General features: G+C 67.9%; 11 protein-coding genes. 1 reads left to right on the top strand and 10 read right to left on the bottom strand.

Annotated elements, in window-relative coordinates:
* Nucleotides 1–9: 9 nt before the first annotated feature.
* The 3 genes from KB879_RS20345 to KB879_RS20335 form a co-directional block, all read right to left on the bottom strand.
* Complete coding sequence (locus KB879_RS20345) at nucleotides 10–1,200, bottom strand: efflux RND transporter periplasmic adaptor subunit (protein ID WP_041228800.1); 1,191 nt, start codon at nucleotides 1,198–1,200, stop codon at nucleotides 10–12.
* A gap of 54 nt (nucleotides 1,201–1,254) precedes the next feature.
* Complete coding sequence (locus KB879_RS20340; protein WP_211979678.1) at nucleotides 1,255–2,640, bottom strand: TolC family protein; 1,386 nt, start codon at nucleotides 2,638–2,640, stop codon at nucleotides 1,255–1,257.
* A gap of 355 nt (nucleotides 2,641–2,995) precedes the next feature.
* Nucleotides 2,996–4,153: an acyl-CoA dehydrogenase family protein gene (locus KB879_RS20335; protein WP_153953865.1), complete on the bottom strand. Its 1,158-nt coding sequence runs from the start codon at nucleotides 4,151–4,153 to the stop codon at nucleotides 2,996–2,998.
* A gap of 233 nt (nucleotides 4,154–4,386) precedes the next feature.
* Here KB879_RS20335 and KB879_RS20330 point away from each other — a divergent pair, with 233 nt between their 5' ends.
* Nucleotides 4,387–4,635, top strand: coding sequence for a hypothetical protein (locus tag KB879_RS20330; RefSeq protein WP_153953866.1), 249 nt, complete (start codon nucleotides 4,387–4,389; stop codon nucleotides 4,633–4,635).
* Between the two features lie 10 nt (nucleotides 4,636–4,645).
* Here the strand turns inward: KB879_RS20330 and KB879_RS20325 are convergent, their stop codons facing one another.
* The 7 genes from KB879_RS20325 to acnB all read right to left on the bottom strand — a co-directional run bounded on the left by KB879_RS20325 (nucleotide 4,646) and on the right by acnB (nucleotide 13,202).
* Nucleotides 4,646–5,506, bottom strand: coding sequence for a LysR family transcriptional regulator (locus tag KB879_RS20325; protein WP_013952219.1), 861 nt, complete (start codon nucleotides 5,504–5,506; stop codon nucleotides 4,646–4,648).
* 125 nt (nucleotides 5,507–5,631) lie between these two features.
* Nucleotides 5,632–5,994: a hypothetical protein gene (locus tag KB879_RS20320; protein WP_153953867.1), complete on the bottom strand. Its 363-nt coding sequence runs from the start codon at nucleotides 5,992–5,994 to the stop codon at nucleotides 5,632–5,634.
* 232 nt (nucleotides 5,995–6,226) lie between these two features.
* Nucleotides 6,227–7,051, bottom strand: coding sequence for a class I SAM-dependent methyltransferase (locus tag KB879_RS20315; protein WP_211979677.1), 825 nt, complete (start codon nucleotides 7,049–7,051; stop codon nucleotides 6,227–6,229).
* 141 nt (nucleotides 7,052–7,192) lie between these two features.
* Nucleotides 7,193–8,041: an EamA family transporter gene (locus tag KB879_RS20310; RefSeq protein ID WP_211979676.1), complete on the bottom strand. Its 849-nt coding sequence runs from the start codon at nucleotides 8,039–8,041 to the stop codon at nucleotides 7,193–7,195.
* A 72-nt stretch (nucleotides 8,042–8,113) separates the two neighbouring features.
* Nucleotides 8,114–9,445 carry a sorbosone dehydrogenase family protein gene (locus tag KB879_RS20305; RefSeq protein ID WP_013952215.1) on the bottom strand — a complete coding sequence of 444 codons (1,332 nt, stop codon included), beginning with the start codon at nucleotides 9,443–9,445 and terminating at the stop codon, nucleotides 8,114–8,116.
* Nucleotides 9,446–9,574: 129 nt separating this feature from the next.
* Entirely contained in the window at nucleotides 9,575–10,279 is a 705-nt protein-coding gene (locus KB879_RS20300; protein WP_211979675.1) for a glutathione binding-like protein, read from the bottom strand.
* A gap of 331 nt (nucleotides 10,280–10,610) precedes the next feature.
* Nucleotides 10,611–13,202 carry a bifunctional aconitate hydratase 2/2-methylisocitrate dehydratase gene (acnB, locus tag KB879_RS20295; protein ID WP_013952213.1) on the bottom strand — a complete coding sequence of 864 codons (2,592 nt, stop codon included), beginning with the start codon at nucleotides 13,200–13,202 and terminating at the stop codon, nucleotides 10,611–10,613.
* Between the last annotated feature and the right edge of the window lie 283 nt (nucleotides 13,203–13,485).

Genomic DNA, 13,485 nt, shown 5'->3' with positions numbered 1-13,485 from the left:
CGGCCGTCCTCACTTCTTCTCGGACGCACGCGCCGCGTTCACGGCCGTGGCATCGCGCAGGATGTCCTGCAGGTAGAGGTTGCCGTCGGTGATCACGGTCTCGCCGTCCTTCACGCCTTCAAGCAGCTCGGTGGTGCCGGGCAGCGTCACGCCCACGCGCACCAGGCGGCGCTCAAAGGTATTGGCGGCGGTGCGCACGAACACATAGTTGCGGTTCTCGGCCAGGAACACGGCCTTGGACGGCACGGCGATGCCCTTGAACGATGCGGCCGGCAGCTTCGCGGTGACGAACATCTCCGCCTTCAGGCGGCGCTCCGGGTTGGGCACCATCAGCCGCACCTTGATGCTGCGCGCGGTGGGATCGACATAGTCGGCGATCTTGATCACGGTGCCGGAGAAGGTCTCTCCGGGCCAGGCAGCGGTGGTCAGCTGCACGTCCACGCCCGGCTTGAACAGGCTCAGGTCAGCCTCGCCCGCGTCGACCTGCGCCCACAGCGTGGTCGGATCGGTCACCAGGAACAGCGGCGCGGCGGGCGGCTGGTCGGGGCGCAGTTCCATGCCAAGGTTGATGTTGCGCTCGACCACCAGGCCGTCGATCGGGCTGCGCAGCGGAAAGCGCTGGTTGACGGCGCCCGCGCCGCCTGCGGCCGCGCCGTACTGGCCCAGCGCCGCCTGGGTGCGCTGCAGGTCCGCCGCGGAACGCGCGGCGTCGGCCTGCGCCTGTTCCAGTTCCTTCTGCGCGATGATGCCGGCGCCGTACAGCTCGCGCTGCCGTGCCAGCGCCTTGGCCGCGACCGCGCTGTCGGCGGCGGCCTTGCGCGCATCGGCCTGGGCTACGCCGAAATCGGGCGAGGTCAGGCTGGCCAGCGGCTGGCCCGCTTTCACGGTGGTGCCGGGCTGCACCAGGATCTCGGTGACGCGGCCGGCAAACGGCGTCGACACGCGCACGGTCTTGTCCTCGTTCCACACCAGCCGGCCGGGCAGGCTCAGCATGCGCTCGCCGCCGGTCTTGGCGGCTTCGCCGGCGATGCCCGGCAGCGTCTTCACGCTGGCCGGGAACTGGATGGTATTGCCGCTGACCTTGGGCTCGTCATCGGCCTTGGGCGCTTCAGACTTGCCGCAGGAGGCCAGCGCCAGCGCGCACAGAGACAGGGCAGCAACCCGTGCGGGCAGGCCGGCGGGGAAATGGACGGAAGACATGCGGCGGGACATGCGTGACAGGAGAGAGTGCATTGGATTCGCTGGAACTGCGGTTCAGGGACGCGAGGTGGTCGTCGCAGTGCCGGTCGTGGAGGTCTGCAGCGCGGCGCGGTAGGCCGACAGGGCCTTGGCGTAATCGCCTTGGGCGCTGACGGCGTCGAGCCGGGTCTGGCGCAGCGCGCGGCGGGCATCGAGCAGGTCGAGCACGCCGGTGGCGCCCTTGCCGTAGGCAAACTCGGCGCTGCCGGCCACGCTTTCGGCAGCGGGCAACACGTCGTCGCGCATCTGCCGCAGTGACTGGCGCGAGGCTTCGAGCTGGCTGCGCAGCCGTTCCATCTCATTGCCGGCTTCAAGCAGCACGCGGTTGCGCTCGTCCAGCGCGGCGTAGTAGTCCACCTCGGCGCGGCGGGCCTCGCCGCCGTTGCGGTGGCGCACGTACAGCGGGATCGTCAGGAACACGCCGTAGCTGTTGCCGCTGCCATTGGTATTGGTGGCGGAGACCGGATAGTGCTCAGCCTGCGCGCCCACGGTCACGTCAGGCACGCGGCCGGCGCGTGCCAGGTCGCGGGCGGCGGCGGCCGCCGCCAGGCGGGCCTCGGCCGCGGTCACGTCGGGGCGGCGCTGCAGCGTGTCGGGGTCGACCTGCGGCACGGGGGTATCCAGCGGCGGCCAGTCCGGCACCAGCCGGTTGTCGGCGAGCGTGCCGGGCACGCCCATGGCCTGCGCCAGCTGGGCCTTGTCGCGGCTGTGGTCGGCCATGGCCTGGCGCATGTCGTTCTGCGCGCGCAGCGCGTCGAGCTGCAGCTTGGTCACATCGGCGCGCGAGACGTCGCCGGCCTTGAGGCGGGTCTCGCTGGCCTGGCGGGTGCGGTCGTACAGGCCCAGCATCTCCCTGAGCACGCCCACGCGCTCCTGGCTGATCACCGCCTCATAGAAGGCCTGCTCCGCCCCGGCGGTCTGCTGCACCACCACCGCCTGCACCACTTCGCCGGCGGCCGCGCTGGCCTTGCGCGCGGCGTCCACGCGCAGGCCGCCCTTGTTGGCGGTCTCGATCAGCTGGTCCACGCGCAGGGTGGAGTCCACGGTCTTGCTGCGCAGGTTGCCCGAGCCGATGCCGGCATGCGGGTTGATGTTGGTCACGCCCAGGCTCAGCACCGGGTTGGGCCGCTGCGAAGCGATCTGTATGTCCGCCTGGCTGGCTTCGACGCCGCGGCGGGCGGCGATGATGTCGCGATTGCAGCGAAGTGCGTCCAGGCGCACCTGCGCCAGGGTCAGCGTCGCGCCCGCCGGCGGCGGCACGCAAGGACCGGCAGCATCTGCGGAATCAGCGGAAGGAAGCGGATCGGCGGGGCGTTCGGCGGCAAGGATTGCCGCGGGCCGGGCCAGAACCCCCAGTACCAGCAGGGCACCCACGGCAATACGGGAAAAGACAAAAGGCACGGTCAGTCAGGCTCAGTTCGACAACGGTCTGCGGTAAACGACCGTGCCCGCCGAACGGTGCACCGGGGCGGCAAATATTCATCCGACCCCGATCCCGCCAGTGCGGTCGCGAAGCGTGGCTGTCTTGGTGCGCCCTCGCCTGCAGTCCTGATGCATCAAACGCCACCCGGACACGATCTCCCGCACGCATTCAAACCGAATCGCATTACAAACAGCTTTCATTGGGCTGACAAAAGCCTTTAACTACGCGAAAACCCTAGCCAACCGGAAAAAACAACCACCGCTGCGGGCCGTTGCCGGCCATGCCGTCGGAAATTGGGGCGGACCTGATCCCTTCGTCCGCCCTCATTTCTCCTTACCCCTTCACACGGTCATCCAGCCCCAGGCTGCGGCCGATGATCTCCTTCATGATCTCGCTGCTGCCGGCGTAGATGCGCGAGATGCGCGCGTCGGTGTACATGCGGCAGATGCGGTATTCCTCCATATAGCCGGCGCCGCCGTGCAGCTGCACGCCCTCATCGACCATGCGCCCCTGCAGTTCCGACGTGAGCAGCTTGGCTGACGCCGCCGTCTCCACGGTCAGCGTGCCGGCGTTGTGCTGCAGCACGCACTGGTCGACGAAGGTCTGCAGCGCATCCAGCTGCGCACGCAGCTCGGCCAGCCTGAAGCGCGAGTTCTGGAACGTGCCGATCGCCCGGCCGAAGGCCTTGCGCTCCTTGACGTAGTCCAGCGTGAGGTCGAACGCCACCTGCGCCGACGCCATGTAGCCGCAGGCGCCAATCAGCCGCTCTTCAGCCAGGTGGCGCGTCAGGTAGCGGAAGCCCTGGCCGGGCTCGCCCAGCACGTTGGCCTTGGGCACCTTGACGTTGTCGAAGAACAGTTCGGAGGTGTCCTGCGAGTGCAGGCCCATCTTGCGCAGCTTGCGCCCGCGCTCGAAGCCCGGCATGCCGCGCTCGACGATAAAGAGGCCAAGGCCGTGGCTGCGCTCCGGATCGGTGCGCGCGACCACCACCACAAAGTCGGCCAGCTGGCCGTTCGAGATATAGGTCTTGGCGCCGTTCAGCACCCAGTGGTCGCCGTGGTCCTCGGCACGCGTGCGCATGCCGGCCAGGTCGGAGCCGGCCTGCGGCTCGGTCATGGCGATGGCAAAGATCGACTCGCCGCGCGCGGCCGCCGGCAGCAGGCGCTGGCGTTGCTCCTCATTGCCGATACGGCCGATATACGGAGCCACCAGCCGCGAGTGCAGCGTGCCGAAAAATCCCGAGTCGCCGTGGCGCGCGTTTTCCTCGATCAGGATCTGCTCATAGCGGAAATCCTCCACGCCGGCGCCGCCGTATTTCTCATCGGCCCATATCAGCAGGTAGCCCTGCTCGCCGGCCTTGCGGAACACCTCGCGGTCCACGCAGCCCTGTTCGCGCCAGCGCTCGCCGTGCGGCCCCACCTCGCGCTGGTAGAAGCGGCGGGCGGATTCGCGAAAGGCGTCGTGTTCAGCTTCGAAGATCAGGCGTTGCATGGCGGGGTCTCCTGGTGTTTTTGAGAGTGACCGCCTGAGTGTCTGCCGTGCAGCGGCTATGAGATTCGTCCGAAAGGATGATTTTTCCTACCGCAGCCGAACGGACAGGTTTGAAGGAGAAGCCAGCTTGAATGCAATTTTATTGATATGAAGTGGAAATAACTTTCATTTACCCGCCGCAACGGTTTGCGCCAATACTGGAATCACAGATACCTATTCGATGGAGCGGGAACATGGAAGCCGTCCTCTGGATTGCCCTGGCACTGGCACTGGTGGCACTGGGAGGCAGCGTCACCTGGCTGATCGGGACGCGGGTGCCCGAGCCGGTGTTCGAACGCGCGCAACTGCATGGCCGCTTTGCCGGGCTGGAACCCCGCCCGCCGCGCGGCGGCGGACGCGGGCGCCGGGTGCGGCGCGTGCGGCAATGGCGCCTGGTGGCCGTGCCCGGCCCGATGGGCCAACTGGTGCCGGTCCGGATCTGACCGCTTTGCGCTACTGCGGGAAATCCCAGCGCTGCGACCAGTCGGATTCTTCGCGCACGATGTCACGCAGGATGCGCACCGCGTCCTGCGCCGCGCCTGTTGGGGTCCTGGCGCAGACGAGGAACACTGGATAAGAGAACTCTGAGGCGCCTTCCACGCGCGCCAACACCCCGCTGTCCAGGTAGCTCTGCACCACGCGTGTCCGGAAATAGCCGCTGCCGCCGAACTGCAGGATGTACTGCAGCGCCAGCGGCCCCAGGTTGAAGTACAGCGAGGCGCGCGCATGCTCCGGCAGCGCGCTGTCATGCTGGCGGCGGAATTCCGGCCCCCAGTCGACATAGACATAGCCGCCATCGCGCTGCGTCGAGCGGATCAGGATCAGCTTCTCTTCCATCAGCGCCTCGACATGCATGCCGGGCGCATACTCCGGCTGGTAGACCAGCGCCGCGTCCAGCGTGCCTGACTGCAGCTTGCGCTGCAGTTCCGCCCCTTCCCCCACTTCCGCCCGCACCGCCTGCGCCGGCATCAGCTGGCGCAGGCGCGTGGTCCACAGCAGCACCAGCGGATTGCCCAGGCTGATTTCCGTGCCGAAACGAAACAGGCTGGCCAGCCCGGCCGGCAACGGCAGTTCGCGGCAGGCCGCCTCCCAGGTCTGCACCAGCTGGCTGGCGTAGCCGAGAAAGCGCTGGCCATCGGGCGTCAGCCGTGCGCCCGCCTTGTTGCGATCGAACAGGCGGCAGTTCAGTTGCGATTCCAGGCTCTTGATGCGCGCGGTCACGGCGGTCTGCGTGACATGCAGCTTGTCGGCCGCGGCCAGCAGGCTGCCGGTGCGAACGACTTGCAGGAAGGTGCGGGCGAGTTCGATGTCCATGGGGCGGGGGATTAACCGGTGTGACGAATTGTAGGCAATTGAGGGCGAATATTCCGCAATTGCCGTCACATGCCCCGCCGACGGTACTGCAACTATGCTGTCTTGTTCGGATGGGCCCCGCCGGGTCAGCGCGCCGGCTGCGGCCGCACCGCCGCTGGCATCGCAACCGGCACGGCGCCTGCCGCCGGCGCGCTGCGCGCCTCGCGCGGCGGCCTCAGCGGCGCGAGGCCTTCCGGCTCCCGCAAGGCCAACCCATTGTCATAGCCAGTGGCAACGGCCTCCAGGTATCCGGGGGCAAACTTCTGTTCCGGCGTCACGGCCTGCACGGCCGGCGCTGCAGCCTGCGGCGCCTCGGACTGGGCGCAGGCGACGCTGTTGATGCATAAGCCCAGCACGCGCAGCAGCGCCATGGCCTGGCGCGAGCGGTGCAGGATTGCGGGCGGGCGCGGCGCGGCCTGCCCTGTCTGGCATTGGGATCGGGTGTTCATCGGGGTTCTCCGGGAAGCCATTGCTGGCAGGTGGCACAACGAGCCGCGGCGCCGCGCTCGCTGTCCATTGCGCAATGACCGTGCCACCGCCGCAAGGCTGGTTGCGGCGTGGATTACGGCACTTTCCGGGGACGGAATGGTGGGGCCAGGCCAACGCTGGCAACGGGGATGTCGGTCGATCTCCAACACTCCCGGCGGCATCCGCTCCACGACGGGCGCGTGGGTGCCGCCCTCAGGGCTTGACCGCCGCCGCCAGCACCGCCGGCATCGGCACCTCGAAGCCGCTGCCGCGCATATAGGCGGCGACGGTGCCGCGCAGCACGGCGCGGATCTCATCGCGGGCCCTGGGGGTCTGCGCGCGCAGCGTGGCGGCGGCTCGCACGGTGCCCTGGGCCAGCGCATCGAACAGCTGGTCGGGCGTGGAGAAGCGCCATACCTGCGGCACGCTGCGGCATGTGGGCGAGACAAAGCCGGCCTGCTGCAACGCGGTGCGGCAATGGCCCGGATCGCTGAACAGGAAGAAGTTCGGCCCCACGGGGAGATCGACCTCCATCGAGCCGCAGGCGCGGATCGCGGCATAGACCGCGCCGAAGCCGACCGCGCGCTCGGGCGTGTCCCACACGGTGAAGGCGATGCGCCCGCCCGGGCGCAGCACGCGGAACGCTTCGGCCAGCGCGGTCTCCGGGTCGGACAGGTGGCACATGCCGAAGCCATTGACCACGGCATCGAAGCTGGCATCGCCGAACGGCAGCGCCTGCGCATCGGCCTGCTCGTAGTGGACATCCGGATGGAGCTTGCGCGCCAGCTGCACCTGCGCCAGCGAGAAATCGATGCCGACGGACTCGGCGCCGCGCCGCACCGCCCCAGCCGCGACATGGCCGGAGCCGGTGGCCACGTCCAGCACGCGCAGCCCGCTGGCCACATGGGCGTCATCCAGCAGGGACTCGACCGATTGCCGGGTCACGTGCGACAGATGCTCCTGGTACTGGCTGACGACCTCGGGATCTTCCCAGCCGGCCAGCTCAAAGGCCCGAAACGAATCTGCGGTGTGGTCCATGCCCTCTCCTCGGCGTCGATGCCAGGCTGCCGGTTTGCGCGGACGCAGTGCCCCTCCGCCGTCTGACCCCGGTAAAGCCAAGTATAGACAGCGCCGGCGGCGCGCAGCGGCCGGGCGCCCTGGCCGTCACCCGGATTGCCCTCAGGCAAAGCGCAGCGTGGCCACGCCGGCGGCGATCAGGCACGCCGCGCCCAGGCGGGCGACGCCCACCCGCTCCTTGAGCAGCAGTCCGGAGATCAGCGCGCCGAACAGGATCGAGGACTCGCGCAGGGCCGCCACCGGAGCCACCGGCGCGCGTGTCATCGCCCACAGCGACAGCCCGTAGGACGCCAGCGTGCCGCCGCCCCCAACCAATGCGAACACCAGGTTGCGCCGCACGTAGCCGGCCAGTGCCGGCCGGCGCGCCACCAGCGCCCACGCCGCCAGCGGCACCGCGGTCAGCACGAAGATCCAGAACGCATACGCTACCGGCGCGCCGGAGCGGCGCACGCCGGTGCCGTCGATCAGCGTATAAGCGGCGATCACCAGCGCGTTCAGCAGGGCCAGCCACATGCCTTCACGGCTGCCAGCGGCAGCGCGGGCACCGTGACCGCCGCCCGCCATGGCCAGGATGCCCAGGCTGACCACGGCGATGCCGCCCCACGCCAGCCCCGAAAGGTGCTCGCCCAGCCAGCCCACGCTGGCCACCGCCACCAGCAGCGGCGCGGTGCCGCGCATCAGGGGGTAGGTCTGGCTCATGTCCGCGGTGTGGTAGATGCGTGCCACCAGCGCGAAATACACCACGTGCACGCCCACTGACGCGGCGATGAAAGGCCAGCTCGCCGGCGCCGGCTGCGGCAACGCCGGCAGCGCCACGGCGCCCATCAGGCCGGCGCTCACCGCCACCATCACCGTCGACAGCATCTTGTCGCCGCCACCCTTGACCACCGCGTTCCAGGCGGCATGCAGGAACGCGGCGAGCAGGACGACTGCGAAGACAGTGAGAGACATGGGCGGCAGCGGACTCGGGGGGGCGCCGTCATTCTAGCGGCGCAGTGCCGCCGCTGCCGCGCCATGGTCCGCCTACTTCGCGCCGCTGACCCGCCACACCGTATTGCCGACGTCATCGGCCACCAGCAGTCCGCCGCGCGGGTCGATCGCCACGCCCACCGGCCGCCCGCGCGCGTTGCCGTCCTCATCGAGAAAGCCGGTCAGCACGTCGAACGGAGCGCCGTTGGGCCGGCCCTTGCTGAACGGCACGAAGATCACCTTGTAGCCCGCCAGCGGCCTGCGGTTCCACGACCCGTGCTGGCCGACGAACATGCCTTCGCTGAAGCGCGCCGGCAAGCTGTTGCCGCCGGCGGCGGCCAGCCCGAGCGATGCGGTGTGTGCCCCCACGGCATAGTCCGGCACGATGGCCCTGGCCACCAGGTCCGGCGCCGGCGGCTTCACGCGTGCGTCGACATGCTGGCCGTAGTAACTGTAGGGCCAGCCATAGAAGCCGCCGTCGCGCACCGAGGTGATGTAGTCCGGCACCAGGTCACTGCCGATCTCGTCGCGCTCGTTGACAGCAGTCCAGAGCATGCCGGTGACCGGCTCCCACGCCATGCCGTTGGGATTGCGCAGGCCGCTGGCAAAGATCCGGTGCGTGCCGGTCTTGGGGTCGACCTCCCAGATGGCGGCGCGGCCGACCTCCCTGTCCATGCCGTGCTCGCCCACGTTGCTGTTGGAACCCACCGTCACGTACAGCTTGCTGCCGTCGCGGCTGGCGATCAGGCTCTTGGTCCAGTGATGGTTGAGCGGCCCGCCGGGCAGGTCCACCACCTTCTGCGGCGCGGCAGTGATCTGGGTCTGTCCGGGCTGGTACGGGAAGCGCAGCACCGCGTCGGTGGCGGCCACGTAGAAGTCGTTGCCGACCAGGGCCATGCCGAACGGCGAGTTCAGGTCCTTCAGGAACACCGAGCGCTGGTCGGCCACGCCGTCGCCGTTGGTGTCGCGCAGCAGCGTGATGCGGTTGGCGCTGGGGGTGCCGGCGCCGGCGCGCTTCATCAGCTTCTTCATGATCCAGCCGCGGATGCCCTTGCCATCGTCGGGCTTGGGCGGGGCATTGCTCTCGGCCACCAGCACGTCGCCGTTGGGCAGCACGTAGACCCAGCGCGGATGGTCCAGCTTGTCGGCGAAGGCCGTAACCGCCATGCCTGCGGCCGGCACCGGGCGCTGGCCCGCTGCCCAGCCGATGGCCGGCGCGATCTTGACGGTGGGGATCGCGGTCTGGTTGGGTGGCGGCAGCTGCGGCACGGGGCCAAAGCCCGCTTCGGAAGGCAGCTTGGCCGATTCGCCGCAGGCGGCGAGCGCAGCGGTGGCGCCCGCCAGCAGGACGACACGCAACAGGGAGATGGCGGTGGGCATCGGCATGATCCGGGCTCCTCAGGCAACGCGGGGCGGCGCGCCTGTCCCTGGACTATAGGATGCGGGCCACCCGCCCCTCTGTAGACGCCGGGGAAGCCACCGTGCAGGACGATGGCCACGCACGCCGCGGCTGCCTCAGCCGCGGTGCGGCGTATCGAGCCCCTTCACCACGGCCGGGCGCTTGACGAACGCCTCCAGCACGCGCCTGACATGCGGGAAGTCCTGGATGCCGACCAGTTCGCCCGCCTCATAGAAGCCAACCAGGTTGCGCACCCACGGAAAGGTGGCGATGTCGGCGATGGTGTATTCGTCACCCATGATCCAGTCGCGCCCTTCCAGCCGCTGGTTCAGCACATTCAGCAGGCGCCGGCTTTCGGCCACGTAGCGGTCGCGCGGGCGCTTGTCCTCGTACTCCTTGCCGGCGAACTTGTGGAAAAAGCCCACCTGCCCGAACATCGGCCCGATGCCGCCCATCTGGAACATCACCCACTGGATGGTTTCGTAGCGGCGCGCGGGGTCGGCCGGGATCAGCTTGCCCGACTTGTCGGCCAGGTAGAGCAGGATCGCGCCCGACTCGAACAGCGCCAGCGGCTTGCCGCGCGGGCCGTTGGGATCGAGGATGGCGGGAATCTTGTTGTTCGGGCTCAGCGACAGGAACTCCGGCGACATCTGGTCGTGGGCGTCGAAGCGTACCAGGTGCGGTTCATACGGCAGGCCGGTCTCCTCCAGCATGATCGACACCTTGACCCCGTTGGGCGTGGGCAGGGAATACAGCTGGATGCGGTCGGGATGCTGCGCCGGCCATTTGCGGGTGATGGGGAAAGCGGACAAATCGGGCACACTGGCTCCTGGTTCAGGCGCTTGCGCACTGCGCAAGAAGGCGCCGGACGTTGGAAAAACCCGATCATAAACCGCCCGTGCCATGCATGCAGCGCAGGGCCTCAGGCGGTCTCGGCCGGCTGCACCGCGCGATGCAGGGCCGCGCGCAAGCACCGCGAGAACCTGATGCGCAAGCTCGACCTGCACAACACGGCCGAAGTGGTGGCGTACGCCGCGCGCCACGGCGTTCCGCTGGACTGAACCATCCGCCTGCGCCGCGGCGTGTCGCTGAAAGCAAAAAAGGGGCCCCGCAAGCGGGGGCCCCTTCTTCATGCCAGCCTGACTGCGCGGCTTACACCGTCACGCCGTCGGCCACTTCCTTGAAGTCCTCGATCTGGTCGAAGTTCATGTACTTGTAGATCTTGTCGCCGTTGGCATTGAGCACGCCCATGTCGGCCATGTACTCTTCCTTGGTCGGGATGCGGCCCAGGCGCGAGCAGATCGCCGCCAGTTCGGCGGAACCCAGGTACACGTTGGTGTTCTTGCCCAGGCGGTTCGGGAAGTTACGCGTGCTGGTCGACATCACCGTGGCACCTTCGCGCACCTGTGCCTGGTTGCCCATGCACAGCGAGCAGCCCGGCATTTCGGTGCGGGCACCGGCGGTGCCGAACACGCCGTAGTGGCCTTCCTCGGTCAGCTGCTTCTGGTCCATCTTGGTCGGCGGAGCCACCCACAGCTTGACCGGGATGTCGCGCTTGCCTTCCAGCAGCTTGGAAGCTGCGCGGAAGTGGCCGATGTTGGTCATGCACGAACCGATGAACACTTCATCGATCTTGGCGCCGGCAACTTCCGACAGGGTCTTGACGTCGTCCGGGTCGTTCGGGCAAGCCACGATCGGCTCATGCACGTCGGCCAGGTCGATCTCGATCACGGCGGCGTACTCGGCGTCGGCGTCCGGCTCCAGCAGCTTGGGATCGGCCAGCCACGCTTCCATGGCCTTGATGCGGCGCTGCAGGCTGCGCGGGTCCTGGTAGCCCTGGGCGATCATCCACTTCAGCAGCGTGATGTTGCTGTTGATGTATTCGATGATCGGGTCCTTGTTCAGGCGCACCGTGCAACCGGCGGCCGAACGTTCCGCCGAGGCGTCCGACAGTTCAAACGCTTGCTCGACCTTCAGGTCGGGCAAGCCTTCGATTTCCAGGACGCGGCCCGAGAAGATGTTCTGCTTGCCTTGCTTGGCCACGGTCAGCAGGCCTTGCTTGATCGCGTACAGCGGAATCGCGTTGACCAGGTCGCGCAGGGTCACACCCGGCTGCATCTTGCCCTTGAAGCGGACCAGCACCGATTCCGGCATGTCCAGCGGCATCACGCCAGTGGCGGCGGCAAAGGCCACCAGGCCCGAACCTGCCGGGAAGCTGATGCCGATCGGGAAGCGGGTGTGCGAGTCGCCGCCGGTGCCGACGGTGTCGGGCAGCAGCATGCGGTTCAGCCACGAGTGGATCACGCCGTCGCCCGGGCGCAGCGAGATGCCGCCGCGGGTGCTGATGAACTCAGGCAGGGTGTGGTGGGTCTTGACGTCGACCGGCTTCGGATACGCGGCGGTGTGGCAGAACGACTGCATCACCAGGTCGGCCGAGAAGCCCAGGCAGGCCAGGTCCTTCAGCTCGTCGCGGGTCATCGGGCCGGTGGTGTCCTGCGAGCCCACCGAGGTCATCTTCGGTTCGCAGTACGTGCCCGGGCGAATGCCCTTGCCTTCGGCCAGGCCGCAGGCGCGGCCAACCATCTTCTGCGCCAGCGTGAAGCCCTTGCCGGTATCGGCCGGGTTCTGCGGCAGGCGGAACAGCGTCGACGGGGCCAGGCCCAGCGCCTCGCGCGCCTTGGCGGTCAGGCCACGGCCGACGATCAGCGGAATACGGCCGCCGGCGCGGACTTCGTCAAACAGCACGTCGGACTTGACCTTGAACTCGGCGATCACTGCGCCGTCCTTCAGGGCCTTGCCTTCGTACGGGCGCAGTTCGACCACGTCGCCCATTTCCATCTTCGACACGTCCAGCTCGATCGGCAGCGCGCCGGCGTCTTCCATGGTGTTGTAGAAGATCGGGGCGATCTTGTTGCCCAGGCACACGCCGCCGAAGCGCTTGTTCGGGATGAACGGGATGTCTTCGCCGGTGAACCACAGCACCGAGTTGGTGGCGGACTTGCGGCTCGAGCCGGTACCGACCACGTCGCCCACGTAGGCGACCAGGTGGCCCTTTTCCTTCAGCGACTCGATGAACTTGACCGGGCCGCGCTTGCCGTCTTCTTCCGGCTGGAACGCCGCGCCTTCGCGCTTGTTCTTCAGCATGGCGAGCGCGTGCATCGGGATGTCCGGGCGGGTGGTGGCGTCCGGGGCCGGCGAGAGGTCGTCGGTGTTGGTTTCGCCCGGCACCTTGAACACGGTGATGGTCAGGCTTTGCGGCACTTCCGGGCGGCTGGTGAACCACTCGGCGTCGGCCCAGCTTTGCAGCACGGCCTTGGCATTGGCATTACCCTTGTCCGCCTTTTCCTTCACGTCGTGGAAGGCGTCGAACATCAGCAGGGTCTTCTTCAGCGCCTCGGCGGCGACGGTGCCGACCTCGGCATCGTCCAGCAGCTCGATCAGCGGCGAGATGTTGTAGCCGCCCAGCATTGTGCCCAGCAGCTCGGTCGCCTTGGCGCGCGAGATCAGCGCGCACTTCTCTTTACCCAGCGCCACGGCGGCCAGGTACGAGGCCTTGACCTTGGCGGCGTCATCCACGCCGGCCGGCACGCGGTAGGTGATCAGCTCGACCAGGTTCTGCTCTTCACCGGCGGGCGGGTTCTTCAGCAGTTCGACCAGCTCGGCCGTCTGCTTGGCGGTCAGGGGCAGAGGGGGGATGCCAAGCGCGGCGCGCTCGGCCACATGTGCGCGATAGTTTTCAAGCATGGGAACCTGCTGAGTAATTAGGTTTAGAAAATCTCGTTACGTCGCGATTGTAGTCCGAAGCCGCTCCTTGGTCAAATGTCTTATATCTTATATAAGAGTGAAAACAAAAAATACCATGAAAATCAAGGCATTGGAAACTTAATTGCCTACGAATCCACATGAATCACTACCCGACTAGCGTAGTAGGGAATGCATGACGGCGCTCCCGCGACCGGCCCCGCGGCCCGGCCAGGAATCGCGGCAGCTTGCACCAGCACTCAAGTTCACACGACATCAAGCGTTA

Source organism: Cupriavidus sp. KK10, assembly GCF_018223725.1.
In the GTDB taxonomy this organism is placed as follows: domain Bacteria; phylum Pseudomonadota; class Gammaproteobacteria; order Burkholderiales; family Burkholderiaceae; genus Cupriavidus; species Cupriavidus necator.
The sequence above is the reverse complement of the archived record's forward strand: the minus strand, read 5'-3'. Positions and strand labels throughout refer to the sequence as shown.

Coding starts and splice junctions, on each gene's coding strand:
- KB879_RS20345 (WP_041228800.1), bottom strand. CDS start 1,200: ATGTCTTCCGTCCATTTCCCCGCCGGCCTGCCCGCACGGGTTGCTGCC.
- KB879_RS20335 (WP_153953865.1), bottom strand. CDS start 4,153: ATGCAACGCCTGATCTTCGAAGCTGAACACGACGCCTTTCGCGAATCC.
- KB879_RS20330 (WP_153953866.1), top strand. CDS start 4,387: ATGGAAGCCGTCCTCTGGATTGCCCTGGCACTGGCACTGGTGGCACTG.
- KB879_RS20325 (WP_013952219.1), bottom strand. CDS start 5,506: ATGGACATCGAACTCGCCCGCACCTTCCTGCAAGTCGTTCGCACCGGC.
- KB879_RS20320 (WP_153953867.1), bottom strand. CDS start 5,994: ATGAACACCCGATCCCAATGCCAGACAGGGCAGGCCGCGCCGCGCCCG.
- KB879_RS20315 (WP_211979677.1), bottom strand. CDS start 7,051: ATGGACCACACCGCAGATTCGTTTCGGGCCTTTGAGCTGGCCGGCTGG.
- KB879_RS20310 (WP_211979676.1), bottom strand. CDS start 8,041: ATGTCTCTCACTGTCTTCGCAGTCGTCCTGCTCGCCGCGTTCCTGCAT.
- KB879_RS20305 (WP_013952215.1), bottom strand. CDS start 9,445: ATGCCGATGCCCACCGCCATCTCCCTGTTGCGTGTCGTCCTGCTGGCG.
- acnB (WP_013952213.1), bottom strand. CDS start 13,202: ATGCTTGAAAACTATCGCGCACATGTGGCCGAGCGCGCCGCGCTTGGC.